The 23,735-nt window shown below is 62.5% G+C and carries 29 protein-coding genes; 16 read left to right on the top strand and 13 right to left on the bottom strand.

Annotated features, from left to right (window positions below):
* The first annotated feature begins 99 nt into the window (after positions 1 to 99).
* From BLW55_RS12295 to mbfA, 5 genes are all read left to right on the top strand, one after another.
* Entirely contained in the window at positions 100 to 801 is a 702-nt protein-coding gene (locus BLW55_RS12295) for a CerR family C-terminal domain-containing protein (protein ID WP_090328998.1), read from the top strand.
* Entirely contained in the window at positions 798 to 1,751 is a 954-nt protein-coding gene (locus BLW55_RS12300) for an HlyD family secretion protein (protein ID WP_090328999.1), read from the top strand. The genes BLW55_RS12295 and BLW55_RS12300 overlap by 4 nt, the downstream gene beginning before the upstream one ends.
* On the top strand, positions 1,748 to 2,665 hold the full coding sequence (locus BLW55_RS12305; RefSeq protein ID WP_090329000.1) for an ABC transporter ATP-binding protein: 918 nt from the start codon (positions 1,748 to 1,750) through the stop codon (positions 2,663 to 2,665). Before BLW55_RS12300 ends, BLW55_RS12305 begins: the two co-directional genes overlap by 4 nt.
* Positions 2,662 to 3,795, top strand: a complete 1,134-nt coding sequence (locus BLW55_RS12310; RefSeq protein ID WP_090329001.1) for an ABC transporter permease — start codon at positions 2,662 to 2,664, stop codon at positions 3,793 to 3,795. Before BLW55_RS12305 ends, BLW55_RS12310 begins: the two co-directional genes overlap by 4 nt.
* Positions 3,796 to 3,897: 102 nt before the next feature.
* Positions 3,898 to 4,881 (top strand): iron exporter MbfA, encoded by a 984-nt coding sequence (gene mbfA, locus BLW55_RS12315; protein ID WP_007007984.1) that lies wholly within the window; start codon positions 3,898 to 3,900, stop codon positions 4,879 to 4,881.
* Between the two features lie 6 nt (positions 4,882 to 4,887).
* Here the strand turns inward: mbfA and BLW55_RS12320 are convergent, their stop codons facing one another.
* From BLW55_RS12320 to BLW55_RS12330, 3 genes are read right to left on the bottom strand one after another with little or no spacing between them, the layout of a single operon-like run.
* Complete coding sequence (locus BLW55_RS12320) at positions 4,888 to 5,235, bottom strand: antibiotic biosynthesis monooxygenase family protein (RefSeq protein WP_090329982.1); 348 nt, start codon at positions 5,233 to 5,235, stop codon at positions 4,888 to 4,890.
* Positions 5,232 to 5,603 (bottom strand): NIPSNAP family protein, encoded by a 372-nt coding sequence (locus BLW55_RS12325; RefSeq protein WP_177175071.1) that lies wholly within the window; start codon positions 5,601 to 5,603, stop codon positions 5,232 to 5,234. The genes BLW55_RS12320 and BLW55_RS12325 overlap by 4 nt, the downstream gene beginning before the upstream one ends.
* 24 nt (positions 5,604 to 5,627) lie before the next feature.
* Complete coding sequence (locus BLW55_RS12330; RefSeq protein WP_090329002.1) at positions 5,628 to 5,843, bottom strand: DUF1127 domain-containing protein; 216 nt, start codon at positions 5,841 to 5,843, stop codon at positions 5,628 to 5,630.
* Positions 5,844 to 5,914: 71 nt separating this feature from the next.
* Here BLW55_RS12330 and BLW55_RS12335 point away from each other — a divergent pair, with 71 nt between their 5' ends.
* The 3 genes from BLW55_RS12335 (at position 5,915) to BLW55_RS21040 (ending at position 8,108) form a co-directional block, all read left to right on the top strand.
* Entirely contained in the window at positions 5,915 to 6,616 is a 702-nt protein-coding gene (locus BLW55_RS12335; protein WP_090329003.1) for an ArsR/SmtB family transcription factor, read from the top strand.
* Between the two features lie 99 nt (positions 6,617 to 6,715).
* Positions 6,716 to 7,762, top strand: coding sequence for a M42 family metallopeptidase (locus tag BLW55_RS12340; RefSeq protein ID WP_090329004.1), 1,047 nt, complete (start codon positions 6,716 to 6,718; stop codon positions 7,760 to 7,762).
* A gap of 211 nt (positions 7,763 to 7,973) precedes the next feature.
* A complete protein-coding gene (locus tag BLW55_RS21040) occupies positions 7,974 to 8,108 on the top strand; it encodes a hypothetical protein (protein WP_280109689.1) in 135 nt (44 codons plus the stop codon).
* A 9-nt stretch (positions 8,109 to 8,117) separates the two neighbouring features.
* Here the strand turns inward: BLW55_RS21040 and BLW55_RS12345 are convergent, their stop codons facing one another.
* The 4 genes from BLW55_RS12345 to dut form a co-directional block, all read right to left on the bottom strand.
* Positions 8,118 to 8,477: a DUF1850 domain-containing protein gene (locus tag BLW55_RS12345; RefSeq protein ID WP_090329005.1), complete on the bottom strand. Its 360-nt coding sequence runs from the start codon at positions 8,475 to 8,477 to the stop codon at positions 8,118 to 8,120.
* Positions 8,474 to 10,591, bottom strand: coding sequence for a TRAP transporter permease (locus BLW55_RS12350; RefSeq protein ID WP_007007977.1), 2,118 nt, complete (start codon positions 10,589 to 10,591; stop codon positions 8,474 to 8,476). Before BLW55_RS12350 ends, BLW55_RS12345 begins: the two co-directional genes overlap by 4 nt.
* 161 nt (positions 10,592 to 10,752) lie before the next feature.
* Positions 10,753 to 11,709: a TAXI family TRAP transporter solute-binding subunit gene (locus tag BLW55_RS12355; RefSeq protein WP_090329984.1), complete on the bottom strand. Its 957-nt coding sequence runs from the start codon at positions 11,707 to 11,709 to the stop codon at positions 10,753 to 10,755.
* A 226-nt stretch (positions 11,710 to 11,935) separates the two neighbouring features.
* On the bottom strand, positions 11,936 to 12,421 hold the full coding sequence (gene dut, locus BLW55_RS12360) for a dUTP diphosphatase (RefSeq protein ID WP_090329006.1): 486 nt from the start codon (positions 12,419 to 12,421) through the stop codon (positions 11,936 to 11,938).
* A 201-nt stretch (positions 12,422 to 12,622) separates the two neighbouring features.
* Between dut and BLW55_RS12365 the strand changes: the two genes are divergently transcribed.
* The 7 genes from BLW55_RS12365 to BLW55_RS12395 all read left to right on the top strand — a co-directional run bounded on the left by BLW55_RS12365 (position 12,623) and on the right by BLW55_RS12395 (position 17,427).
* Positions 12,623 to 14,212 carry a peptide chain release factor 3 gene (locus tag BLW55_RS12365; protein WP_090329985.1) on the top strand — a complete coding sequence of 530 codons (1,590 nt, stop codon included), beginning with the start codon at positions 12,623 to 12,625 and terminating at the stop codon, positions 14,210 to 14,212.
* Between the two features lie 188 nt (positions 14,213 to 14,400).
* Positions 14,401 to 15,060 carry a peroxiredoxin gene (locus BLW55_RS12370; protein ID WP_007007973.1) on the top strand — a complete coding sequence of 220 codons (660 nt, stop codon included), beginning with the start codon at positions 14,401 to 14,403 and terminating at the stop codon, positions 15,058 to 15,060.
* A 143-nt stretch (positions 15,061 to 15,203) separates the two neighbouring features.
* The gene (locus BLW55_RS12375) at positions 15,204 to 15,554 is read left to right on the top strand and encodes an MliC family protein (protein ID WP_090329007.1); all 351 of its coding nucleotides are present in this window, start codon (positions 15,204 to 15,206) and stop codon (positions 15,552 to 15,554) included.
* A gap of 71 nt (positions 15,555 to 15,625) precedes the next feature.
* Positions 15,626 to 15,979, top strand: a complete 354-nt coding sequence (locus BLW55_RS12380) for an ArsR/SmtB family transcription factor (protein ID WP_090329008.1) — start codon at positions 15,626 to 15,628, stop codon at positions 15,977 to 15,979.
* A 42-nt stretch (positions 15,980 to 16,021) separates the two neighbouring features.
* Positions 16,022 to 16,570, top strand: coding sequence for an SRPBCC family protein (locus BLW55_RS12385; protein ID WP_090329009.1), 549 nt, complete (start codon positions 16,022 to 16,024; stop codon positions 16,568 to 16,570).
* A 34-nt stretch (positions 16,571 to 16,604) separates the two neighbouring features.
* On the top strand, positions 16,605 to 17,027 hold the full coding sequence (locus BLW55_RS12390) for a VOC family protein (RefSeq protein ID WP_007007969.1): 423 nt from the start codon (positions 16,605 to 16,607) through the stop codon (positions 17,025 to 17,027).
* Between the two features lie 7 nt (positions 17,028 to 17,034).
* Positions 17,035 to 17,427 carry a VOC family protein gene (locus tag BLW55_RS12395; RefSeq protein WP_090329010.1) on the top strand — a complete coding sequence of 131 codons (393 nt, stop codon included), beginning with the start codon at positions 17,035 to 17,037 and terminating at the stop codon, positions 17,425 to 17,427.
* 46 nt (positions 17,428 to 17,473) lie between these two features.
* On the opposite strand, the gene BLW55_RS12400 is transcribed toward BLW55_RS12395, so the two are convergent.
* Both BLW55_RS12400 and BLW55_RS12405 read right to left on the bottom strand, forming a co-directional pair.
* Positions 17,474 to 18,391: a pirin family protein gene (locus BLW55_RS12400; RefSeq protein ID WP_090329011.1), complete on the bottom strand. Its 918-nt coding sequence runs from the start codon at positions 18,389 to 18,391 to the stop codon at positions 17,474 to 17,476.
* Between the two features lie 152 nt (positions 18,392 to 18,543).
* On the bottom strand, positions 18,544 to 20,121 hold the full coding sequence (locus BLW55_RS12405) for an MFS transporter (RefSeq protein ID WP_090329012.1): 1,578 nt from the start codon (positions 20,119 to 20,121) through the stop codon (positions 18,544 to 18,546).
* Positions 20,122 to 20,194: 73 nt separating this feature from the next.
* Between BLW55_RS12405 and BLW55_RS12410 the strand changes: the two genes are divergently transcribed.
* Positions 20,195 to 21,013, top strand: coding sequence for a helix-turn-helix transcriptional regulator (locus BLW55_RS12410; RefSeq protein ID WP_210184101.1), 819 nt, complete (start codon positions 20,195 to 20,197; stop codon positions 21,011 to 21,013).
* Positions 21,014 to 21,174: 161 nt separating this feature from the next.
* Here BLW55_RS12410 and BLW55_RS12415 read toward each other — a convergent pair whose 3' ends face one another.
* The 4 genes from BLW55_RS12415 to BLW55_RS12430 are packed head-to-tail and all read right to left on the bottom strand — an operon-like array spanning position 21,175 to position 23,618.
* Positions 21,175 to 21,699 (bottom strand): GNAT family N-acetyltransferase, encoded by a 525-nt coding sequence (locus BLW55_RS12415; protein WP_090329013.1) that lies wholly within the window; start codon positions 21,697 to 21,699, stop codon positions 21,175 to 21,177.
* Positions 21,696 to 22,940: a bifunctional phosphopantothenoylcysteine decarboxylase/phosphopantothenate--cysteine ligase CoaBC gene (gene coaBC / locus BLW55_RS12420; RefSeq protein ID WP_025031415.1), complete on the bottom strand. Its 1,245-nt coding sequence runs from the start codon at positions 22,938 to 22,940 to the stop codon at positions 21,696 to 21,698. Before coaBC ends, BLW55_RS12415 begins: the two co-directional genes overlap by 4 nt.
* Positions 22,941 to 22,954: 14 nt before the next feature.
* A complete protein-coding gene (locus BLW55_RS12425; protein ID WP_007010429.1) occupies positions 22,955 to 23,380 on the bottom strand; it encodes a type II toxin-antitoxin system VapC family toxin in 426 nt (141 codons plus the stop codon).
* Positions 23,364 to 23,618 (bottom strand): FitA-like ribbon-helix-helix domain-containing protein, encoded by a 255-nt coding sequence (locus BLW55_RS12430; RefSeq protein WP_007010430.1) that lies wholly within the window; start codon positions 23,616 to 23,618, stop codon positions 23,364 to 23,366. The genes BLW55_RS12425 and BLW55_RS12430 overlap by 17 nt, the downstream gene beginning before the upstream one ends.
* Positions 23,619 to 23,735: the final 117 nt, after the last annotated feature.

Raw genomic sequence — 23,735 nt, forward strand, 5'->3', positions numbered from 1 at the left:
AACTTAGAGGTTTTATCGCGTCGGGCAAACGGCCTGATGCGGCTAGAGGCAAACAGAGATCGGCTTGACTTAATTCAAACGTTTGATTAAATCAGAGATATGATGCATGACAATGGCAATACGCAGAATGCCGAAACGCGGCTTTCATCGGCGGATCACACGCGGCTTTCGCTCATCCGGGCGGGGCTGAAGCTTTTCGGCGAAAAAGGATTCGATGGCACGACAACGCGCGAGATCGCGCGCGCGGCTGGTGCGAACATTGGGTCGATCTCCTATCATTTCGGCGGCAAGGAAGGCCTGCGCGCGGCTTGTGCCGATTACATCGTCGAACTGATCGGCAGGATTGCCGGCAGTGCCCTCGACCTCAAGCCGGATCACGGCGCAACTCTGACGCCTTCCGAGGCCCGCGCCGTCTTGATGCAGGTTCTCGACACGATGACCGGCTTCATCGCCGCGCGGCCCGAAGCCGGGCTCATCGTCAAATTCGTGCTGCGGGAACTCTCCCACCCCACGGTCGCACTCGACCGCATTTATGAAGGCATATTCGCCCCGGTTCACAAGCGCCTCTGCGCGGTCTGGGAGGCAGCGACCGGGGAACCGGCGGAGAGCGACGAGACACGGCTGACTGTGTTCACGCTGATCGGCCAGCTCGTCTATTTCCGCATCGCCAGCGAAGCGGTGCAGCGGCGCATGGGATGGAGTGAAATCGGCGCACGCGAAGCAGCAGCCATCACGGCCATAGCCGGTGGCAATCTCGACGCCATACTCGCCGCGCGGACGCGTGGAAAGGAAACATCATGAGCATGCTCTGCGCCATACCGGTTCTCGCCGGGCTGATTTCCGGTTGCGGTTCAGCCGAGCCGCTGGCCGTGGGCTATGTGGAAGGCGATTATGTGCTGCTTGCACCCACGGAAGTGGGGCAGTTGAGCGTCGTTCCGGTGCGACGCGGTGCCTTTGTGGAGAAGGGCGCCACGGTTGCCGTGATGGATGATACGGATGCGCGCATTGCCGTGCGGCAGGCCGAGGCGGGGCTGGCGGAAGCGGAAGCGCAGCTTGCCGATCTAAAGGAGCCGAAGCGACCCGAAGAAATCGCCGTTCTGGAGGCTGCCCTTGCATCGGCAAAGGCCGAGGCGGCGGAAGCCGGCCGCGTGCTCGCGCGGACGGAAGGCCTCTCTCGCCGGGGCATCGCCACGCAGGCCGAGCTCGACAAGGCGCGCACTGCAAAGGAGCTGGCGGACACGCGGGTCGGCCAGGCCGAGGCCAATCTGGCTGTTGCACGATTGCCAGCCCGCGCCGAAGCAATCAGGGCTGCCGCCAGGCGCCGCGACCAGATGGAAGCCGCGCTGGAACAGGCGCGCTGGCGCCTTTCCGAACGTGCCATCACCGCGCCCTCCGCCGGTCGCATCGACGATGTGATCCGCAATGCGGGCGATGTGGCCGGGCCTTCGGCTCCGGTCGTCTCGCTGCTGCCCGACGGCGGGGTGAAGCTCAAGGTCTATGTGCCGGAAGCAGCATTCTCCGGCCTTGAACCCGATGCGCTTCTGGCCGTGAACTGCGACGGTTGTGCGCCGGGGCTGACGGCACGCATCTCCTACATTTCGCCGGATCCGGAATTCACCCCGCCGGTGATTTATTCGCTCGAGACGCGCCAGAAGCTTGTCTATCTGGTCGAGGCGCGGCCGGAGGGTGACGCGCGCAGACTGCAGCCGGGGCAGATCGTGGATGTGCGCCTGAAAGCCGACGCGCCATGAACGCGATTGACGTCCACGGTCTGGTAAAGCGTTTCGGCGACAAGACGGTCGTCAACGATGTGACGATGCAGGTGGCCAGGGGGGAGATTGTCGGCTTTCTCGGCCCGAACGGGTCTGGCAAGACGACGACGATCCGCATCATGTGCGGGCTTTTGACGCCGGATGAGGGCGATGGCACGGTTCTGGGCTTCAACCTGCGAACCGAGGGGCTGAAGATCAAGCGCGAAGTCGGCTACATGACCCAGCGTTTCTCCTTCTATGAAGACCTGACCATCGCGGAGAACCTCGCCTTCGTCGCCCGGCTCTACGATCTGAAGCCGGTGGGTGCGCATGTGGACCGCACACTTGAGGATCTCGGCCTTGCCTCGCGCCGCAACCAGCTCGCCGGCACGCTTTCGGGCGGCTGGAAGCAGCGGCTGGCGCTGGCGGCCTGCATCATGCATCAGCCGAAACTTCTCCTGCTCGATGAGCCGACGGCGGGTGTCGATCCCAAGGCGCGGCGCGATTTCTGGGACGAGATTCACCGCCTTGCCGCCGACGGGCTGACGGTTCTCGTCTCCACCCACTACATGGATGAAGCCGAGCGCTGCCACCGCATCTCCTACATCTCCTACGGCACCATGCTGGCCACGGGGTCCGTGGCCGATGTGGTGCGCGACGCCGGGCTTGTCACCTATCTCGTTGACGGGCCGAAGCTGGAGAAGCTGGCCGCCGAGTTGCGGGAGCGGCCTGGCGTGGAGCAGGTGGCACCCTTCGGCGCAAGCCTTCATGTGGTGGGATCGGACGAAGAAGCGCTCAAGGCGGCGCTGCAGGATCTCGACGGGCGCGAGGGTGTGCGCGTATCACGCGGCGAAACGAGCCTTGAGGATGTCTTCATCCAGTTCATGGCCAATTCCACGGACAACATGCAATGAACGGCTTCTTTTCATTTAGTCGGCTCATTGCCCTGCTGATCAAGGAGTTCATCCAGATGCGGCGCGACCGCATCACCTTCGGCATGATGCTGGGCGTGCCGCTGATGCAGCTCGTCCTGTTCGGCTATGCGATCAACTCCGACCCGAAGGCTCTGCCGGCGGCACTCGTCTCGCTCAGCCAGGACCACTACAGCCGGGCGATGGTCTCGGCGCTGGAGAACACGGACTATTACCGTTTCGATCACGTGGTGGAGAGCGCGGCGGAGGCCGAGAAGCTTATGGCGAGTGGCAAGGTGGTCTTTGTGGTCACCATCCCGTCGGATTTCGCCCGCCGTGTCGACCGGGGGCAGCGGCCGCAGATCCTGATCGAGGCGGATGCGACCGACCCGTCGGTCGCATCAGGAGCGATCTCCACGCTCGGAACGGTTGCTTCGGAGGCGCTCTTGCGCGAGCGCGGCGTGCCGGCTTCGGAGGCAAAACCGGCTGACCGGCTCGAAGTGATCGTCCACCGCCGCTACAATCCCGAGGGCATCTCGCAATACAACATCGTGCCGGGGCTGCTTGGCGTCATCCTGCAGATGACCATGGTGATGATGACATCCATCGCGCTCACCCGCGAACGCGAACGCGGCACGATGGAAAACCTGCTCGCCATGCCGGCGAGCCCGCTTGAGATCATGCTCGGAAAAGTGCTGCCCTATCTGGTGGTCGGTGCGGTGCAGGTGGCGGTCATTCTCGGCGCGGCGAAACTGCTGTTCGGCGTTCCCTTCATCGGCAGCCTGTGGCTGCTTCTGACGGCGGTGTTGATCTTCGTTCTGGCACTCGTTCTGCTCGGTTACACGATCTCAACCGTCGCCCGCACGCAGATGCAGGCCCTGCAGCTCACCTTCTTCTTCTTCCTGCCGTCGATCCTGCTCTCCGGCTTCATGTTTCCGTTTCGCGGCATGCCCAACTGGGCGCAATGGCTGGGAGAGATCTTTCCGCTCACCCATTTCCTGCGCGTCATCCGCGCCGTCATGTTGAAGGGGGCGGACCTGCCGACAGTCGCCTTCGAGACGGGAATCCTCGTCCTGTTCATCATCGTCTATGCCGGGTTCGCGCTGATGCGGTTCCGCCGGACGCTGGATTGAGAGCGCCGGCGGAATTCATATTTTAGAACCATTCTAATATATTGACGACGATGGAGCTGATCTCTATCTTAGAATTATTCTAAACAATGGATTGCCTCTGTCATGTTTTCACGCTTCTTCGGCTCCCACCGCCGCCCTTTCTCCTCACTCGATGAACAGGAGATTCTCGCTCTTGCCATCTCTTCGGAAGAGGACGACGCCCGCATCTATCGCGCCTATGCGGAAGGGCTGCGCGACGAATACCCGCATTCGGCGGCCGTGTTCGATGAAATGGCAGAGGAAGAGGACGGACACCGTGCGGCGCTGATCGAGGCGCACAGGGAGCGCTTCGGCGAGCGCATTCCCCTGATCCGCCGCGAGCATGTGCGCGGCTATTACGACCGCAAGCCCGACTGGCTGGTGCGCCCGCTTGGGCTGGACAATGTGCGTGCGCAGGCCGAGCAGATGGAAGAGCAGGCGCATCGCTTCTACGTGGAAGCGGCCAAACGAACCGGGGACGCCGGCATTCGCAAACTTCTTGGCGATCTGGCCATCGCCGAAAAGACACATGAATCTCTGGCGCACCGGCTTTCCGAGAAGCATTTGGGCGAAGACGAACGCGCCGAGGAAGAGCAGACCGAGCGCAAGCAGTTCATACTCACCTATGTGCAGCCTGGCCTTGCCGGCCTGATGGACGGCTCGGTCTCGACGCTTGCGCCCATCTTCGCTGCCGCATTTGCCACGGGCGACACATGGCAGACCTTCCTCGTCGGTCTTGCCGCGTCCATCGGTGCCGGCATCTCCATGGGTTTCACGGAAGTGGCCTCCGATGATGGTGTGATCTCGGGGCGCGGCTCGCCGATCAAGCGCGGCCTTGCCACGGGCATCATGACGACCGTGGGCGGCCTTGGCCACGCGCTCCCCTATCTGATCCCACATTTCTGGACGGCGACCATCATCGCTTTCATCATCGTTTTCATCGAGCTGTGGGCGATCGCCTGGATCCAGAACCGCTACATGGAGACCCCGTGGAGCCGCGCCACCTTCCAGGTGGTGCTTGGCGGTGCTCTTGTGTTTGCCACGGGCATGCTCATCGGCAATGCCTGACGCCGCTCATGCGTCGTGCAGCGCGCGGCTGTCTTCCGGGGCTTCCGCGCGCTCGGTCATGCCATAATCGCGCAGGACATGGGCGATGCGCAGACGATAGCCGGCAAATATTCCGCCGCGACCCGCGCGCTGGGCCTGCCTGTGTTCCTCCGTGTTGCGCCAGGCCCTGACCGCTTCCTCGTCGCGCCAGAACGACAGTGAGAGAATCCGGCTTTCGTCGTTGAGGCTCTGGAAGCGTTCGATGGAAATGAAGCCGTCGACCCCGTCGAGCAGCGGGCGCAGGTCGGCGGCGATGCCAAGATAGGCATCGCGCCTGCCCTCTGCAGGTTGAACTTCGAAGATGACTGCGATCATGGCCGCACCCATTCGGCATGGGGCGTGGAAGCGCGTTTCAGGAACATGCGATCCTCCTTGAGAATAAAGCGCTCGCGTTTTGCGAACTCGTAATTCGCGCGACCTTCGGGGCTCGCCGCAAGCCGTGTCCGATAAGCCTCATAGGCAGCGAGACTGTCGACATCATAGACGCCATAGGCGGTCGTCGCCGACCCCTCATATGGCGCGAAATAGCCGATGAGGTCGACACCGGCGCGTGGGATCGCCTGCCCCCAGTTGCGGGAATACTCCTCAAAGGCATCCCGTTTGAACGGGTCGATCTCGTAACGGATGAAGCATGTGATGGTCACGGGTATGATCCCTTTCTGCTGGCATGCTTCGATGAGCATGGAAGCGTTTTCCTGTTTTCTGTGTCAGACGTCCCAGAAGGGCTTTGCGCATTCGCGTTCCACGTCACGGCGGGTGAGGCCGACATCGCGGAGTTGCTCGTCCGTGAGATCGGCGAGGTCTCGCCGCTGGCGGTATCGCTCCGAAGCAAGCGCGAGCCGGTAGAACCACGACAGGATCCACGTTCGGCGGTTTTTGGCCTGTTCCACGGGGGGGATGATCGATCTCTCATATGCCCGCATCGCTTCTCTCCCTGTTCGATGGTCCGAGAATAGCGCTTGTCGAACATTCATACTTTGGTTAGCATCGAACTATGAAAGCAGGAACGGACCTCGCCCAGATCGCAAGCCTCGTCGGTGACCCGGCGCGCGCCAATATGCTGGCGGCGTTGATGGGAGGCACGGCCCTCACGGCCAGTGAGCTGGCGATGGAGGCCGGTGTCACTTTGCCGACGGCGAGTGCGCATCTCGCCAGGCTGTCAGATGGCGGGTTGCTGCGCATGACGCGGCAGGGCCGCCACCGCTACTACGCACTGGCGGATCATCAGGTGGCCGCCATGCTTGAATCCATCATGGGCGTGGCGGCGGCGCTGGGGCCGCGAAAGGTGTTGCCCGGCCCGCGCGATACGGCCATGCGCGAAGCCAGAATCTGCTACGACCATCTGGCGGGCGAGGCAGGTGTCGCCATGTTCGACGCCTTTGCCGGGCGCGGGTTGATCGCCATCGATGGAGACGACGTGAACCTCACGGACAAAGGGGCCGGATTCTTCAGCGATTTCGGTCTCGACATTGAGGCGATGCGCGGGAAGCGCCGCCCGGTATGCCGCTCCTGCCTTGACTGGAGCGTGCGGCGCTCGCATCTGGCGGGCAGCCTGGGCGCTGGCATGCTCGACCGGTTCATTGCGCTGAAATGGGCACGGCGGGAAAAGAACAGTCGTGTCATCCGCTTTACGCCGCCCGGGCGCGCCGCGTTCGAGAAGATGCTGCGGGCAGACGAAGGCCGGACCGGCGCGTGAGCCAGTCTGAAGCGGGGGCGTGGCCATTTCTTTCCGCGCTGCTTTGCGCCATGGTCGCGCTTCACCGATGATTCCAACAAAGCTCTGCCGGGGACAATGATGAACACCGAACTGCTGCGCAGGCTCTGCGAAACGCCGGGTGCGCCGGGCCACGAAACGCGCGTCCGCGCCCTGATCGAAAAAGAGATCGATGGACTGTTCGACGAAGTGCGGACCGACCCGATGGGGTCGCTCCTGTGCGTGCGCAAGCCGCGGAGGAAGGTCAAGGGCGACCCGCTCAAAATCATGCTTCTGTGCCACATGGACGAGATTGCCTTTCTCGTCACCCATGTGACGGAGAAGGGTTTCCTCCATCTCGACCCGGTGGGCGGCTTCGACCCGCGCAACCTGTTCTCCCGCCGCGTGCTCGTCTGCACCGAGAGCGGCGATTACAAGGGCGTGATGAACCCCGCCGGCAAGCCCATTCACATTCAGAGTGCGGAAGAGCGCAAGAAAGTGCCCGAACCCGGCGAGTTCATCGTCGATATGGGGCTTGGAGAGAAAGCGCGCGATCTGGTGCAGGTTGGCGACTTCGTGGTCATGGACGAGCCGTTCCTGGAAATGGGAGAAAAATTGGTCTCCAAGGCGCTCGACAATCGCGTCGCCTGCTGGCTCGGTATTGAGGCGATCCGTGCGCTGGAGGAAGCCGGCACGAAGCATGATTGCGAGATCCATGTTGCGTTCACCGCTCAGGAAGAGGTGGGGCTGCGCGGTGCGCGCACGGCCGCCTATGCGGTGAAGCCCGATATCGGCCTCGGCATCGACACGACGCTTGCCTGCGACACGCCGGGCATCGGCGAGCACGAGGCGGTGACGAAGCAGGGAGAAGGCTTCGGTCTTCATGTGAAGGACTCTTCCTTCATCGCTGATCAGGCGCTGGTGCGCGAGGTCGAGCAGCTCGCCAAAAAGAAGGCGATCCCCTACCAGCGCACTATTCTGGCCCGTGGCGGGCAGGATGGCGCGGCAGCCCAGCAGGCGGCCGCCGGCGCGCGCGCCGTGGGCATCGTGGTGGGCACCCGCTACATCCACACCGTGACCGAAATGATCGACCGCAACGACCTTCAGGCCGCGCTCGACATCATCGTCGCCTATCTCGGCGAAAACTAAAGCTGAAGCACCGCCGCGCTGCATAAAACTGTGGCGCGGCGGCCACACTGCGCGCTCTTCCGCAACAAGACCCGATTTGCGCCATCAAAGCGGCGCAAATTCCGGCGAAATCCGACCGGCATTCACGGAGCGTTCACTTCGTGTGTGTACTTTTGGCCCGATACTTCACACAGGCGGTTTTGGAGGAGCCGCCACCGGTTGGACATGACCCATGGCTCTTATCATTCGCCTCGTTGCCGTTCTTCGCGATTTCTTCGCCCCGCGCTATCACCCCGAGCGTCATTACATGCGTGGCCCCGGCCCTGCCTGCCAGAAGCGTGGTGGCGGCACTCCCACGGCTGCCTGACGGCAACGCTCACTCACAATATCTGACGATCACCGGCTTTCCGGCTGACGCGCCCAGCTCGTGGCATTTTTCTGATGCGCACAATTTCCAGCCGGAGTCTGTTGCGCCCGAAGCCGCAAGGGCAAGTTCGCTCTGCGCTGGCAGGGAAGGGCGATAGCGCCACCAGCCATCTTCAAAGTGCGCGTCAGGCGGCGGCTCCATGCCCGCTCCTGACCCCTGAACGCGCGCCTCGACGATCTCCAGCCCGGCAGGTGTTGCCCGCCAGTCTTCCTCCCAGCGGATTTTCTCGACCGAATGCGTCCATGACAGGGTGAAGAGCGCTGCCCCTAGGGTCAGCGCTTTTCCGCCCGCCAGAACGCATATGCTCATGCGTCGGCCTTCGTTTCTTCCGAGGCGTGCGCCGTGCGTGTGCGATACCAGTGTTGGCCGAGGAAGAGGGCGGCAAGCGCGAAGCCGAGTTCATCGGTAATGGGAAGCGCGGCAATCAGCGTAAAGGCCGCTGCGGCTGCAAGAATGCGCTCCCAGACGGCAAGCTTCGAGCGCAGGAAGCCGATCACCGCCGCGCCCCAGAGCGCAATGGCGAGTAGCGCCTTGAATACGATATAGACGACCGCCGGATAATAGCCCCAGGCCTCCGCCAGCGGCCCGCCATCCTGCAGCATCAGCGCCGGCGTGTAGACCGCCATGAAGGGGATCACGAAGCCGGCGGCAGCCACCTTGATCGCTTCCATGGAGATCTTGAGGCCGTTCTCCTTGGCGATGGGACCGGCTGCGAAGCATGCAAGCGCAACGGGCGGCGTCAGATCCGCCAGAATGCCGAAATAGAACACGAACATGTGGCTGACGATCAGCGGCACACCAAGCGCCAGGAGTGCCGGTCCGGCAATCGAGGATGTGATGATGTAGTTGGGAATGGTCGGAATGCCCATGCCCAGCACGATGCAGGTGATCATGGTCAGCACGAGCGAAAGGAACAGGCTCGTCTCGCCGACCGACACGATAAACTGACCAAACGTGTTGGCAACGCCGGTCAGGGTCATGGTTCCGATAATGATGCCGACCACGGCGCAGGCCACGCCCACGGGAAGCGCGGTCTTGGCTCCCTCGGCGAGCGAATCCCTGCAGACCACCAGCGTCCTGCGGCCGCCATCGACGAAGAGGTTGGCGACGATCAGCACCAGCGCGGCGATCAGGATTGCCGTGATGCCGTAGCTGAAGAAGCTTGCCGCAACGAGGCCGAGGCCGACCCAGAAGATCACCCTCAGCACCTGCCCGGGAAGGCCGAGCGCGACCGAGCCGCCAAGGATCAGCAGTACTGTCAGCGACAGGCCGATCGTGCCGGCAAAGAGCGGCGTGTAGCCGGAGAAGAGAAGGTAGACCAGCACGGCCAGCGGCAGGATGAGATACCAGCCCTTGCGCAGCGCATTGCGTGCGGAAGGGAGCTCGGAGCGCGGCAGGCCGTGCAGACCGTATTTGCCGGCTTCCAGATGCACCATCCAGAAGGCGGAGGCGAAGTAGAGCACGGCGGGAATGATCGCCGCCTTGACCACCTCGTAATATTCGATGCCCAGCGTCTCGGCCATGATGAAGGCCACCGCGCCCATCACGGGCGGCATGATCTGCCCGCCCATGGAAGCAGTCGATTCCACACCGCCTGCAAAGGCTGCGCGATAGCCGAAGCGCTTCATTAGCGGGATGGTGAACTGTCCGGTGGTCACCACATTGGCGACGCCCGAACCGGAGATCGTACCCATCAGGCCGGAGGAGATGACCGACACCTTGGCCGCACCGCCGCGCGCATGGCCGACAAGGCCGAGCGACACGTCGGTGAAGAGCTTGATCATGCCGGCGCGTTCGAGGAACGAGCCGAACAGGATGAACAGGAAGATGTAGGTGGCCGAAACGTAGATCGGAATGCCGTAGATGCCTTCAGTGCCATAGGCCATGTGGTCGATGACCTGGCTGAAATCATAGCCGCGATGGTTCAGCGGCGATGGCAGATATTGGCCGAACAGGCAGTAGGCGAGAAACGCGCCGGAGATGATCGGCAGGGCCGGCCCCATCAGCACATAGGCGGCGGCAAAGACGGTGACGAGCGCGATCACGCCGAACACGATGTCGAGCGGTAAGGGATCGCCTGCGCGCAGGAGCAACGGCTTGTACTCGATGTATTGATAGAGCGCGACGGCAACGCCGGCGAGCGCCAGTGTCCAGGCAAGCGCCTTGATCATGGGAGCGCTGTCACGCGCCTGCGCCACCAGCGGGAAAACCAGCAGCGTCAGGAAACCGACGTGGAAGGCGCGGACGACCTGGCTTGGCAGGCTGATCACATGCGCGGCGGTGGCAATCTGGTACAGCGAGAACACCACCGCGATCCAGAAGAGCAGCCGGCCGATGCGATCGGTCCCGAACTCACCATGCGAATGGTCATGCAATTCAGCCTCGGCCGGGCTCGCGGCCTGGCCAGTTTCGGTGTTGGTCATCGGGCGCTCCGCTTCCCATGCTACGCGTCAGGGCCTTGCCGATTGTCCGCTCGGGTGCATGGCACGCGCGAGGGCTCGGCATTTCGGGCCTTCCTGTCACGCCCCGCCCCGGGATGTGACAGGAAGGCCCCGTCCGATGGACGGGGCCTCGCAGGACTGGCCTAGAGCAGGCCCTTTTCCTTGTAATAGCGCTCTGCGCCGGGGTGCAGCGGCAGCGGCAGGCCCTTGGGGCCATTCTCGGCAGAGATCGCCTTGGCAGCGGCGTGTGCGGCCACCATGTCGTCGAGATTCTCGAAGAGCTGCTTGGTCATCTCGTAGGCAACCTCGTCGGAGACATCCGAATGGGTGACGAGAATGTTGGTGATGGCCAGCGTCGGCACGTCCTCGCTCTGGCCCTCATAGGTGCCGGCGGGGATGGTGGCGGCGATGAACGGCGCACCGAGCGTCCCGGCCACGCTGTTGGGCACCGACACGATGGTCACCGGAAGCGAAAGCGCGAGGTCCTTGATCGAAGCAACGCCAAGGCCGGCCGACTGGAGGGTCGCATCAAGCTGGCGGTTCTTGATCAGCTCGACGGATTCGCCGAACGGAAGGTACTCGGTCTTGCCGAGATCGTCATAGCTCATGTCCATGGCGCCGAAGATGCGCTGGGCGTTGAGCTCGGTGCCGGATTTCGGCGCGCCGACGGAAAGGCCCTTGCCCTTCAGGTCGCCGAATTCCTTGATGCCGGATTCCTGCGAAGCGACGATCTGGATGTAGTTGGGATAGATCGCGGCGATGGCGCGCAACTTGTCGAGCTTCTGGTCGAAGCCGGCTTCGGCATCGCCTTCCCAGGCCGACTTGACGGAATCACCAAGTGCAAACGCGATTTCGCCACGGCCCTGCTGAAGCAGGTTGAGGTTCTCGACCGATGCCTTGGTCGACTGCACCTGGGTGCGCACGCCTTCGATGTTCTCGCCATAGATCTTGGAAAGCTGCGAGCCGAGCGGATAGTAGACGCCCGAAGTGCCGCCGGTCAGCACGTTGATGAAGTCCTGCGCCACGGCGCCGGCGGGTGCAAGGCCCAGCGACAACGCCACAGCACCGGCTGCGAGATACTTCCTGCTTGCATGTAACATCATGTCTCCTCCGCAATGTAGCTGCTCCGCAGGCATCACCGCCTGCGCTGCCCATGACTGTAGACAACCGCGCGCGCTTGCCAACAGGAAAGCGACTGGCAAGGGGGCGAACGGCCTGTGAAAGCCGATAATCGGACAAAAAACCGCGCGCAACCCCCTTCGGCTTCGCAAAGAGCCTGCGCGTCTTATACCAAAGTATAGGGGGCAAGCGGAGAGGAGCCGGGCGTCAGGCGATCCCGGTCGAGCCGAACCCGCCGCCGCCGCGTGCCGTGTCGCTGGCATGGCTGCGCTCTTCCAGCCGGACCTGCACCACCGGGGCAATCACAAGCTGGGCTATCCTGAGGCCACGCGTGATGGCGAAGTCGTCTTCACCATGGTTGATAAGCAGAACCTGAACCTCGCCACGATAGTCCGCGTCGATGGTGCCGGGTGCGTTGAGGCAGGTGATGCCATGTTTGAGCGCAAGGCCGGAGCGCGGCCGCACCTGCCCTTCAAACCCTTCGGGCAGTTCGAGGATGAAGCCGGTCGGAACCACCACTCGCTTGCCCGGCAGAAGCACGATGCGGCGGTCTTCCGGCACGGCGGCGCGCAGGTCCATGCCGGCGGCGGCGGCCGTTTCATAAGCCGGCAGCGGCAGGCCCGCGCCATGGGGCAGGCGGACAATGCCGACGGTGGGACCGATGACGGGCATGGAAGAAACGGTGTTGGACATGATCTCTGATCCTGTGCGCTGCAATCCGGGGCGACGATCACCACCCCTTCCGTCTGGCCCGTTTTGCCGGCGATTTCAACCGCCGCATGGCCCGCGAATACATATCTTCACCGCTATGTGGGGCTTTGCCGGGGCACTTTCCGTTCGACACGCGCCGTGCCGCTTGTTACAAGCGCCCGGCTTCAGGAAAACCAGATCAAGATGACCGACAAAATCGCCGATGCGGTGGCCCGCCGCCGCACCTTCGCAATCATTTCGCACCCGGACGCCGGTAAGACCACGCTGACCGAGAAGCTGCTGCTCTTCGGTGGCGCGATCCAGCTTGCCGGCGAAGTGAAGGCGAAGAAGAATCGCGTCCAGACCCGTTCGGACTGGATGAACATCGAGCGCGAGCGCGGCATCTCTGTCGTCACCTCGGTGATGACGTTCGAATATGGCGACCACGTCTTCAACCTGCTCGACACGCCGGGCCACGAGGACTTCGCCGACGACACCTATCGCACGCTGACCGCTGTCGACAGCGCGATCATGGTCATTGACGCGGCCAAGGGCATCGAACCGCGCACGCTGAAGCTGTTCGAAGTATGCCGCATGCGCGACATCCCGATCGTCACCTTTGTCAACAAGCTGGACCGGGAAAGCCGCGATCCGTTCGAGATTCTCGACGAGATCGAACAGAAGCTGGCGCTGGACACGGCGCCCGTCACTTGGCCCATCGGCCGGGGCAAGAGCTTTGTCGGCACCTACAATCTCGCTAACAACACGATGCGCCGCTCGGATGACGATGTGGAACCCATCGCTGTCAACGGGCCGGACTCCGATGCCGTTGCCGGGCTTCTGCCCGAACATGAGCGGGAGATGCTGGTCGAGGAGATGCTGCTCGGCAAGGAAGCCTGCCGTCCCTTCGACATGCAGGCCTTCCGCGAGGGGCATCTGACGCCGGTCTATTTCGGCTCGGCACTGCGCAATTTCGGCGTGCGCGACCTGATCGAAGCGCTGGGCAGCTTCGGTCCCGCGCCGCGCGCTCAGGATGCGGATTCGCGCAGGGTGGAAGCGACGGAGGAAAAGATGACCTCCTTCGTTTTCAAGATCCAGGCCAATATGGACCCCAATCACCGCGATCGCATCGCCTTTGTGCGTGTGTGCTCCGGCAAGCTCCAGCGTGGCATGAAAGCCAAGCTGGTGCGCACCGGCAAGCCGATCAGCCTGTCGGCACCACAGTTCTTCTTCGCCAAGAGCCGCATTACCGCCGACGAGGCCTTTGCCGGCGATGTGGTGGGCATTCCCAACCACGGCACGCTGCGCATCGGCGACACGCTGACCGAGGGCGAAGAGCTTCTGTTTCGGGGCGTGCCCAACTTCGCGCCGGAAATCCTGCGCCGTGTCCGGCTTGGCGACGCCATGAAGGCCAAGAAGCTGAAGGAAGCCCTGCAGCAGATGGCCGAAGAGGGGGTCGTGCAGCTCTTCACGCCCGAAGATGGCTCACCCGCCATTGTCGGTGTGGTTGGCGCGCTGCAGCTCGATGTGCTCAAGGAGCGGCTGAAGATCGAATATTCGCTTCCCGTGGATTTCGAGATGGCGCGTTTCAGTGTGTGCCGCTGGATTTCGTCCGACGAACCCGGTGAAGTGGACCGCTTCATCGCCAGCCATCGCGGCGACATCGCACGTGATCTCGACGATGATCCGGTTTTCCTGGCACCGCACGAGTTCGGCCTGAATTACGAGGCCGACCGCTGGAAGGCCGTGCGCTTCGCCACGGTGAAGGATTACCAGACGCGCAAGGCTGCCTGAGCGAACGGATTCGCCGATCATTTACCGGCAGGGATGAATTTTTCTCCATAGGTAGATTCTAAGGAATTTAATTCCAAGCGAATGGTTCAAATAGCGCCTAGATGAGGTTCATCTGTGCGTGTGCGGGTTGCTATCCTGCAGCGTCAGGAACACCAATCGCGTTTCATCTCACCCAGGAGGAGAGAACGATGAGCCTTCGCATCAACGACACCGCGCCGGATTTCAGCGCCGAGACGACCCACGGAACGATCAACTTCCATGACTGGATCGGCGATGGCTGGGCCGTTCTTTTCAGCCATCCCAAGGATTTCACGCCCGTTTGCACGACCGAGCTCGGCACGATGGCGGGGCTTGAGGGCGAGTTCAAGAAGCGCAACACCAAGATCATCGGTATTTCGGTCGATCCGGTCGAAGACCATGTGCGCTGGAAGGACGACATCAAGTCGGCCACGGGTCATGCCGTCGATTATCCGATGATCGGCGACAAGGATCTGAAAGTCGCAAAGCTCTACGACATGCTGCCGGCCGAAGCGGGTGACAGCTCCGATGGCCGCACCGCCGCCGACAACGCCACCGTGCGTTCGGTCTATGTCGTCGGGCCCGACAAGAAGATCAAGCTCGTGCTCACCTACCCCATGACCACGGGCCGTAATTTTGCGGAAATCCTGCGCGCGATCGATTCCATCCAGTTGACCGCAAAGCACCAGGTCGCGACGCCGGCCAACTGGCAGCAGGGTGAGGATGTCATCATCACGCCCGCCGTTTCCAACGAGGATGCGGTGAAGCGTTTCGGTTCGTTCGAGACGATCCTGCCTTATCTGCGCAAGACCAAGCAGCCCTCCGGCTGACCATCGTCAGACCCTGAATCATGAGCCCCGGTCGCTGCCCGCGTCCGGGGCTTTCTTTTTCCTGCACCGCCTCCCTTGTCTTCAAATCGACACGCTGTCACGGTCTTTTGGTTCGGTACGAAACTGTTTTCAGGAGTCCCGCCATGCGCCGTTCCGTTCTTGCGCTCACCTCCCTTTTCCTGGCCGCGTCCCCGGCTTTCGCCGCAACGGTCGAGATCGAGCTGCCCGATGTGGAGAGCGTGGACACCAGCGCGGTCACCTATGCGTGCCCGGACGGTGAGATTGAAGCCACCTATTACAATGCCGGCGATGCGTCGCTTGCGGTCGTCATGATCGACGGCAGCCCGGTGGTGATGAGCAATGTGCTGGCCGCTGCCGGCGCGAAATATGCGGGCGGGCCCTATATCTGGTGGACCAAGGGCGATGCTGCCGACCTCTACGACCTGATGAAGGGCGAGGACGCGAAGCCGGTTTCCTGCACCGCCAAAGACTGATCCGAAAGCCAACGGACTAAAAAGTAAACCATTTGGTTGACTATCTGTTCTTCGACTGATATATAAACCATATGGTTGAACATCAGTCGCCCCATCTCGATGCCGTTTTTCACGCCCTGTCGGACCCGACCCGGCGCGCCATGCTCCACCGTCTTTCGGGCGGAGAGCGCAGCGTGTCGCAACTGGCGCAGCCCTTCGACATGTCGCTCGCCGGCGCTTCCAAACACGTCAAGGTTCTGGAGACGGCGGGTCTGGTCAGCCGGCGTGTGGACGGCCGCACCCATTATTGCCGGCTGGAGGCGGCGCGTCTTGCCGAGGCGCAGGCGTGGTTCCGCTACTATGAGCGCTTCTGGACCGACCGGCTCGACACGTTGCAGGCCATTCTGGAGGCCGAGGACCGGCAGAACGCTGCCGGGCAGGACTGACACAGCGTCATATCAGCCATCGCGACCGTTGAGAGGAACACGATGAGACAGATCGACGAAAGTGATTTTGGCGTCGCCACGGCGCCCGATGAAGTGCGTTTCGAAAGGCTCCTGCCAGGTCCGGTGGAGCGCGTATGGGCTTATCTGACCGAGGCGGACAGGCGCAGGCAGTGGCTGGCAGGCGGCGAGATGGAGCCCCGTGCCGGGGGCACGGCGCAGCTCGTGTTCAGGCATTCGGAGTTCACCGACGAGGAGCCGCCCGCGCGCTACAGGGAGATGAACGAGAACGGTTTTCTTTCCGAAGGCCGCATCCTTGCGTGGGACCCGCCGCGTCTTCTGGCCATGACCTGGCCGGGCGAGGGCGAAGACAGTCAGGTTGAGTTCGAACTCTTTCGGGAGGGCGACAGGGTGCGGCTGGTGGTGACCCACAAGCGCCTCGCCGACCGTGGCGAGATGATCAATGTCTCCGGTGGCTGGCACGCGCATCTCGCGGTTCTGGAAGCGGTGCTTTCGGGCGAAAAGGCGCCTCCATTCTGGTCGCAGATTACGGCGCTGGAAGCCACCTACACCGGACGTTTCGACAGGCAATGAGACCCACGCCGCTATCGGCGCCAAGGAGAATGAGATGAACATTTCCGCAACGCAGAATGAATCCCGCTCGCAGCACGATGCCGGTCCCGCCACCAAGCCGAAACTTTCCGGCGGGCGCAACATCGCCATGAAGGTGCCGCCGCATCAATATGACGAGACGGTGCGCTTCTACCGGGACGTACTCGGCATGGAGCAGATCGAGGAGCTTCTGCCCGCTGTCGGCTTCCGCTTCGGAGCCAACCAGCTCTGGATCGACAAGACGCCGGGCATGAGCCAGTCGGAACTCTGGCTGGAAATCGTGACCGATGACACGAAGGCTGCCGCCGCGCGGCTCGAAGCGGCGGGCATCGCGCGCTGCGACGACATCGAACCGCTGGGCGAGAATTTCGACGGGTTCTGGATATCGAGCCCCGCGCAGATCATCCATCTTGTCGACAGCAAGTCAGGCGCCTGGTGAAGATACCATGCTCCAGATCGCACTGACGAGCATCCTTGTGGATGATCAGGACAAGGCCGAGGCATTTTACACGGACGTGCTCGGCTTCCGGAAGAAGCAGGACTTTCCGGTCGGCGGTGCCCGCTGGCTGACGGTCGTGACACCGGGAGCCGAGAACGGCACCGAGCTGCTGCTGGAACCCATGGGATACGACTTCGCGCGCACCTACCAGAAGGCGCTCTATGATGCCGGGATTCCCTGCACGATGTTTGCCAGCGAGGACGTGCAGGCAGAGTATGATCGGCTGAGAGCGCGCGGCGTGGTGTTTCGCGCAGAGCCGACCCGGATGGAAGGGATGCCGACCATCGCCGTGTTTGAGGATACGTGCGGCAACCTCGTTCAGATGTTCGAGGCATCTTGAGAAGAAAGGGCGGACACAAGGCGTCCGCCCTCCATGCAGTCTGACGTCAGAACTTCGCGCTTTCGCGGATGAACGTGCCGGCATTCAGTTCGTTGAACGCCTGCATCAGTTCCTGCCGCGTGTTCATCACGATGGGGCCGTGCCAGGCGACAGGCTCCTGGATCGGTTTGCCCGAAACGAGCAGAAAGCGGATGCCCCGTTCGCCGGCCTGCACCACCACCTCGTCGCCCGTGTCGAAAACGACAAGCGTGCGGTCGCCGCTCATGTCACGCAGATGCAGTTCTTCGCCTGCCACCTCTTTCTCGACCAGCACGCCAAACGGCCGCGAGGCATCGCGGAACGTGCCTGAACCCTCGAAAATATAGGCGAAGGCGCTGCGATAGGTGTCGACCGGCAGAACCTTGCGCTTTCCGGGCGGCACCCAGACATCGAGATATTGCGGATCGGCGGCAATGCCGTCGACGGGACCACGCTTGCCCCAGAACTCGCCGACCACGACACGCACGCGCGTTCCGTCATCGTCGATCACCTCGGGAATCTCGCCGGCCTTCACATCCTGGTAGCGCGGCGTCGTCATCTTCTCGCTTGAGGGCAGGTTGGCCCAGAGCTGGAAGCCGTGCATGCGGCCAAGCTTGTCGCCTTGCGGCATCTCCTGATGGAGGATGCCGCTTCCAGCCGTCATCCACTGAACGTCGCCCGCGCCCAGCGAGCCCGTATTGCCGAGACTGTCGGCATGGTCGACGCTGCCTGCCAGAACATAGGTGATCGTTTCGATGCCGCGATGCGGGTGCCATGGAAAACCCGCCTGATAGTCTTCCGGCCGGTCGTTGCGGAAATCGTCCAGAAGCAGGAAGGGGTCGGCGAGTTTCGGATCGCCGAACCCGAATGCACGGTCGAGCCGGACGCCGGCGCCCTCCATGGTGGGCTGCGCATGTGAAATCTGTTTTACGGGACGAATGGACATGATTGTCTCTCCATCTGTTGCTTGCCGCAAACATAGGCTGTGCGTGCGGTCATCGCATCCGCAACAGCGAAGACGCGCTGTTCACATATTGGAGACAATCGGTTGGGTGAGGAGTGGAAGCGCATCGAGCCAAGCGCTCGATGCGCCTGTTTCTACTCTTGTGGCGCGGCGTGAAGTGTCGGGATTTTTCGCAGCGCCACGCCGGCGAGCACGGCCAGAACGGCAACGGTCGCTGCGCTGAAGGCGGCCGCGGTGTTGAAGCCGGTGATGAAGGAGGATTGCGCATCCTCCAAAAGCCCGGCCGGCAGTCTTTGCGCCATCGCGGATGCCGCCCAGAGACTGTCGCCAACCGATGCCTCTACCTCCGGTGAAAGGCCGTCTGGCAATCGGCCCTGCATCGTCTGGCGATAGACCGCCGTCGTGATGCTGCCGAGCAGGGCGATGCCCAGCGAAGCGCCCAACTCCTGTACGGTTTCGGACATGGCGGAAGCGGAACCTGCCTTTTCCGCCGGCGCCGACCCGACCACGAGGTCCGTGCCAAGGGCCGCGATCGTGCCAAGCCCCAGATAGGCGAGCGAGAAGCCGGCGACGACCATGACAAGCCCGCTCGCATCGTTCTTGAGCCATGTGAGCATGAGATAGCCGACGACCGACAGGGCGAGCGCTCCCGCCACGACGAAGCCCGGCCTGACATGGCGGGCAAGCAGCGGCGTGCCGATGCCCGCGGCCACCATCGCCAGCGCGGGAGGCCCCATCCACAGTCCGGCGACCAGCGGTGAGAAACCAGCCACCAATTGCAGATATTGCGTGACCAGAAGCATGGTTCCTCCAACCGCGACAAGCCCGAACAGCAACACCACAAGGGCGACCGAAAAGGCCCTGCTTGCGAAGAGGTCGAGATCGAGAAGCGGATCGGCAAGGCGCCGCTGCCGCCATGCGAAAAGCAGGCCGAAGAGAATGCCCGCGACAATCGTGGCGATGGTGGAGAGGCCGAACCCGTCCTTGGCAATCTCCTTGATGCCATAGATCACCGGCAACATGGCGGCGAGTGAAAGCGCGGCGCTGAGGAGGTCGATCCTGTCGCTTTTCCGGGCGCGGTATTCCGGCAGCAGAACCGGCGCGAGCAACAGGAGAAGCAAGACGATGGGCACGGCGACGAGAAAGCCCGCGCCCCACCAGAAATGCTCCAGAAGCACCCCGCCCACGATCGGCCCCGCAGCCATTCCAAGTGCGAATGTTGTCGCCCAGACACCGATTGCCAATGCGCGCTGACGGGGATCGGCAAACAGATTGCTGATGAGGGCCAGCGTGGAAGGCATAAGCGTTGCGCCTGCCACTCCCAGAGCCGCGCGCGCGACCATCAGCATGAGGGCATTGGTTGAGAATGCGGCGATGATGGAGGTGACGCCGAACGCCGCCGCCCCGATCATGAGCAGTCTGCGCCGGCCGATGCGGTCGCCCAGTGTGCCCATGGTGATGAGAAAGCCCGCGATCATGAAGCCATAGGCATCCATGATCCAGAGCGCCTCCGTGCTCGTCGGCCTCAGGTCGGCTGCCAGTGCCGGCAGGGCCAGATGCAGTAGGGTCAGATCGAGCCCAAGCAGGATGGTCGGCAATGAAAGAAGGGCAAGCCCCAGCCATTCGCGGGGGCCTGCTTGCGAGGGCAGCGCGTGTGCGGATGCCGGTATTGGATGGTCTTCTAAAACAGCGGTTTCGTTGTAAGTGGTCATGATGCCTCCTTGCGGGAGGCGGACTTTCCGTGCAAAATGAAACTGTTACAATATTGGAAATTATCCTGTTACCATGAGCAATAGGCTGCCCCACCGATCCCTTGCCCGCACGCGCAGCGAGCTCTCCGAGTTTCTGCGGCATCACAGGGCAAAGCTCACGCCTGCCGATGTCGGCCTTCCGACAACGGGCGGCCGTCGCACGCCGGGACTGAGACGTGAGGAGGTGGCCCTGCTCGCGGGTGTCGGGCTCACATGGTACACCTGGTTCGAGCAGGGGCGCGATATTCAGGTTTCTGAATCCTTCCTGCTCAACGTCTCGAAGGCGTTGCGGCTGGACGATGCCGAATGCTGCCATCTGTTTCTCCTGGCGCAGCAGCGGCCGCCGCCTTCACAGGCCTACCAGCCCACCTCCATCAGCGCGCGCATTCAGCAATTGCTGGACGATCTTTCAAACCGCCCGGCCTATGTGTTCAATCTGCGTTGGGACGTGGTTGCCTGGAATGCCGCGGCCGACGATCTTCTCGATCTTGGCGGTCGCAATCCGGCCGACCGAAACCTCTTGCGCATGATCTTCGCCGATCCCGATATGCGCCGCCGTCTTCCCGACTGGGGGGAAGATGCGCAGAGCCTCGTCGCTCAGTTCCGCTGCGATCTGACGGGTACGCCGGACGATCCGGCGATCCGCACGCTGATCGACGACTTGAAGAAGCTTTCCCCCGATTTTCGCCGCTGGATGGAGCAGCCGGACATGACCGGCTACAGCCGGGGCATCGGCACGATTGTCGCGCAAACGGGTGAACGGTTGCGTTTTCAGCATGAGGTGCTGACCGTCGATGAGCACAGGCATCTCAGGATGGTGGTCTATTTTCGCAGCGAGCCAAAAGACGGGTGAGCCGGGGATGCCCGGCATCTGGTCTGCTAAAGCGCGTCGCGATCTTTCAGATTCGCTCTGAGCGCTTTAGGTTCTTGATTTGACGCATGTCTTTGTTCCGAAACCGGTGCCCACTTTCGGGAGACATGCGTTAGCCTCAGACCCCAGTCTTTGCAATGCGGTCAGTCGCGCCAGAAGACGATGGTCGGGCGATCCTTGTATTGGGTGCGCGCCTTTTCGGAGAAGCCAAGGCGCTCCGCGAGTTTGCGCGAGGGCGAATTCTCCTCATCAATGATGCAGGTGATGTCCCGGTTGCCGTGTGCCGCGGAGCACCAGGAAAACACGGCTTCCATGGCTTCTCTCGCATAGCCCCTGCCGTGGACTTCCGGGAGGAAAACCCACCCGGCTTCGAGTGTGCCTTCCAGCGATGGGGTGATGACGCGCCGCGCTTCCTGAACGCCTGCGTCACCCAGAAATGCGCCAGTCGCCTTCTCCGTCACGGCAAAATAGCCGAAACCCATCAGGTCCCACATGCCGCGATGCATGGCGAGACGGCGCCAGGCATCTTCGCCGGTGAGCGGCTTGCCTGAGGTGAAGCGCGTGGCCTCCGGCAGAGACCAGAGGCGGGCGAAGGCATCGAAATCTGCGATGGAGTGCGCACGCAGCACGAGGCGCTCCGTTTCGAGAACCGGAGTCTGCGGGGTCATTCTTTTGGTCCGAGCCGGTCGGCTATCAACTGTGCCAGACGTTCGGCAACGTCGTCCTTGCCCATCTCCGGCCATTCATCGTGTCCGTCCTGGCTGACGATCACCACGCTGTTGCGGTCGCCGCCCATCACACCACCGGGGCCGACGCCGCTGTCATGCGAGACGTCATTGGCGACGATGATGTCGGCACCCTTCTTGTTCAGCTTCGCGCGTGCATTCTTGAACAGGTCCTGCGTTTCGGCAGCGAACCCGATGACGAGTGCAGGGCGCTTCTCATGGTGGCCGACACCGGCGAGAATGTCCGGGTTCTCGGTGAGCTCCAGCATCGGCGCGCCTTCGCCCTGTTTCTTCTTGATCTTTTCGGCAGTCTCGACAGCCGGACGCCAGTCGGCGACAGCAGCGACGAAGACACCGGCATCTGCCGGAAGTGCGGCTTCCACCGCTTCGCGCATCTGGCGTGCCGTTTCCACATGGGTGGTGGTGACACCCTGCGGGTCCGGAATGGAGACGGGCCCCGAAACGAGGTGAACTGATGCCCCGAGGTGGGCAAGTGCCGCAGCGATTGCGTGTCCCTGTTTGCCCGAAGAACGATTGGCAATATAGCGAACCGGGTCGATTACCTCATGGGTCGGACCGGACGTGACGATCACCTTGCGCCCCGCAAGCGGCTTTTCGCCGGTGTCGAGCAGGGTCTCTATGGCTGCTACGATCTCCAGCGGTTCGGCCATTCGGCCTTCACCGGCCTCGCCGCTCTCGGCCATCTCACCCCGGTTTGGGCCAACGAAATGCACCCCGTCTTCCCGGAGCGTCCTGGCATTGCGCTGTGTGGCCGGGTGCTCCCACATGTGGGGGTTCATGGCCGGTGCCATGAGAACGGGCTTGTCGGTGGCAAGCAGCACCGTCGAGGCGAGATCATTGGCTTGACCGGTGGCGAGTTTGGCCATCAGGTCGGCGGTCGCGGGCGCGACGACGAGAAGATCGGCCTCGCGCGAAAGACGGATATGGCCGACATCGTGTTCGTCCTGGCGGTCGAACAGATCGGTGAAGACATGGTCCGCCGAGAGTGCGCCCACGGAAAGCGGCGTGATGAACTCCTGTGCGGCCCTTGTCATCACACAGCGCACGCTTGCCCCGCGCTCGCGCAGGCGGCGGATCAGGTCGAGGCATTTATAGGCTGCGATGCCCCCGCCGATCAAAAGCAGGATGCGCGTTTTGCGAAGGGTCTGCTGCGGGGTTGTCATCGATGCAGGCTCTCTTACGACGGCTTCATGGCTGGCTCGATATCGGTATGAACGAAATCGTCGCCCTTGAAAAGAAGCGGCAGGTTAGCGCTGCGGGCAAGCGCGTAAGCGAAGCAGTCACCGATGTTGAGCGCGGCCCGGTGGCCGGTGCCTGCACCGTAGATCGCGTACGCCTTGCGTGCGATGCTCAACTGCCGGTCGTCGAAGTCGACCGTTTCCACGTCGAGAGCCTTGAGCAGCGTGTTGAGGCGCGCGGTTCCCTCGATCATCGCAATGTGCCTTGCAACGCAGTGCGCCTCGAAGGTGGTGGTGCTGCTGATAAGGATCTGCTCGGCCTGCACGAAAGCCTGCCGAAACATGTCCGCATCCGCATCACCGTTCAGAACGGCGATAAGCGCCGATGTGTCGACGACGAATTTCGTTTCACAGTGTACGGCCATTCCAGATCTCGTCGGTGATGGCCTTCAGGTCGAATGCGCCAATGGGTCTGACCGAGATCGCTTCGATGAGCTCGGCACGGCGACTGTTTTGATGCGTGGGGGCTTTTGTGTGCGGCTGGACGCTGCGCGCGAGGATACGGCGCACTTCTTCTTCCATCGAGACGTCATTTTCAGCGGCGCGTTTCTTCAGGGCGCGCCGAACCTTCTCGTCCACATTTCGAATGGTCAGTGTCGCCATCGATACTCCATTACGCTGGGCTGCCTGCCTGAACACCGTGACAGCATTGCTGCACGAGACCGTTTCAACCACGGGCGCGCTGGCGATGCGCCCAAACCTGATTGCGAAATGCTGTAG

It is taken from the genome of Nitratireductor aquibiodomus (assembly GCF_900105565.1).
Classification (GTDB): Bacteria; Pseudomonadota; Alphaproteobacteria; order Rhizobiales; family Rhizobiaceae; genus Nitratireductor; species Nitratireductor aquibiodomus.

Bases quoted from the DNA above. Each gene is read 5' to 3' on its own strand.
- dut (WP_090329006.1), bottom strand. From the start codon at position 12,421: ATGTCCAACACCGTTTCTTCCATGCCCGTCATCGGTCCCACCGTCGGC.
- BLW55_RS12415 (WP_090329013.1), bottom strand. From the start codon at position 21,699: ATGACCCCGCAGACTCCGGTTCTCGAAACGGAGCGCCTCGTGCTGCGT.
- BLW55_RS12385 (WP_090329009.1), top strand. From the start codon at position 16,022: ATGAGACAGATCGACGAAAGTGATTTTGGCGTCGCCACGGCGCCCGAT.
- BLW55_RS12350 (WP_007007977.1), bottom strand. From the start codon at position 10,591: ATGACCAACACCGAAACTGGCCAGGCCGCGAGCCCGGCCGAGGCTGAA.
- BLW55_RS12295 (WP_090328998.1), top strand. From the start codon at position 100: ATGATGCATGACAATGGCAATACGCAGAATGCCGAAACGCGGCTTTCA.
- BLW55_RS12370 (WP_007007973.1), top strand. From the start codon at position 14,401: ATGAGCCTTCGCATCAACGACACCGCGCCGGATTTCAGCGCCGAGACG.
- BLW55_RS12320 (WP_090329982.1), bottom strand. From the start codon at position 5,235: ATGATCGCAGTCATCTTCGAAGTTCAACCTGCAGAGGGCAGGCGCGAT.
- BLW55_RS12405 (WP_090329012.1), bottom strand. From the start codon at position 20,121: ATGACCACTTACAACGAAACCGCTGTTTTAGAAGACCATCCAATACCG.
- BLW55_RS21040 (WP_280109689.1), top strand. From the start codon at position 7,974: ATGGCTCTTATCATTCGCCTCGTTGCCGTTCTTCGCGATTTCTTCGCC.
- BLW55_RS12365 (WP_090329985.1), top strand. From the start codon at position 12,623: ATGACCGACAAAATCGCCGATGCGGTGGCCCGCCGCCGCACCTTCGCA.
- BLW55_RS12400 (WP_090329011.1), bottom strand. From the start codon at position 18,391: ATGTCCATTCGTCCCGTAAAACAGATTTCACATGCGCAGCCCACCATG.
- BLW55_RS12380 (WP_090329008.1), top strand. From the start codon at position 15,626: ATGGTTGAACATCAGTCGCCCCATCTCGATGCCGTTTTTCACGCCCTG.
- BLW55_RS12300 (WP_090328999.1), top strand. From the start codon at position 798: ATGAGCATGCTCTGCGCCATACCGGTTCTCGCCGGGCTGATTTCCGGT.
- coaBC (WP_025031415.1), bottom strand. From the start codon at position 22,940: ATGACAACCCCGCAGCAGACCCTTCGCAAAACGCGCATCCTGCTTTTG.
- BLW55_RS12425 (WP_007010429.1), bottom strand. From the start codon at position 23,380: ATGGCCGTACACTGTGAAACGAAATTCGTCGTCGACACATCGGCGCTT.
- BLW55_RS12340 (WP_090329004.1), top strand. From the start codon at position 6,716: ATGAACACCGAACTGCTGCGCAGGCTCTGCGAAACGCCGGGTGCGCCG.
- BLW55_RS12375 (WP_090329007.1), top strand. From the start codon at position 15,204: ATGCGCCGTTCCGTTCTTGCGCTCACCTCCCTTTTCCTGGCCGCGTCC.
- BLW55_RS12355 (WP_090329984.1), bottom strand. From the start codon at position 11,709: ATGTTACATGCAAGCAGGAAGTATCTCGCAGCCGGTGCTGTGGCGTTG.
- BLW55_RS12310 (WP_090329001.1), top strand. From the start codon at position 2,662: ATGAACGGCTTCTTTTCATTTAGTCGGCTCATTGCCCTGCTGATCAAG.
- BLW55_RS12395 (WP_090329010.1), top strand. From the start codon at position 17,035: ATGCTCCAGATCGCACTGACGAGCATCCTTGTGGATGATCAGGACAAG.
- BLW55_RS12390 (WP_007007969.1), top strand. From the start codon at position 16,605: ATGAACATTTCCGCAACGCAGAATGAATCCCGCTCGCAGCACGATGCC.
- BLW55_RS12325 (WP_177175071.1), bottom strand. From the start codon at position 5,603: ATGCTCATCGAAGCATGCCAGCAGAAAGGGATCATACCCGTGACCATC.
- BLW55_RS12345 (WP_090329005.1), bottom strand. From the start codon at position 8,477: ATGAGCATATGCGTTCTGGCGGGCGGAAAAGCGCTGACCCTAGGGGCA.
- BLW55_RS12335 (WP_090329003.1), top strand. From the start codon at position 5,915: ATGAAAGCAGGAACGGACCTCGCCCAGATCGCAAGCCTCGTCGGTGAC.
- mbfA (WP_007007984.1), top strand. From the start codon at position 3,898: ATGTTTTCACGCTTCTTCGGCTCCCACCGCCGCCCTTTCTCCTCACTC.
- BLW55_RS12330 (WP_090329002.1), bottom strand. From the start codon at position 5,843: ATGCGGGCATATGAGAGATCGATCATCCCCCCCGTGGAACAGGCCAAA.
- BLW55_RS12430 (WP_007010430.1), bottom strand. From the start codon at position 23,618: ATGGCGACACTGACCATTCGAAATGTGGACGAGAAGGTTCGGCGCGCC.
- BLW55_RS12410 (WP_210184101.1), top strand. From the start codon at position 20,195: ATGAGCAATAGGCTGCCCCACCGATCCCTTGCCCGCACGCGCAGCGAG.
- BLW55_RS12305 (WP_090329000.1), top strand. From the start codon at position 1,748: ATGAACGCGATTGACGTCCACGGTCTGGTAAAGCGTTTCGGCGACAAG.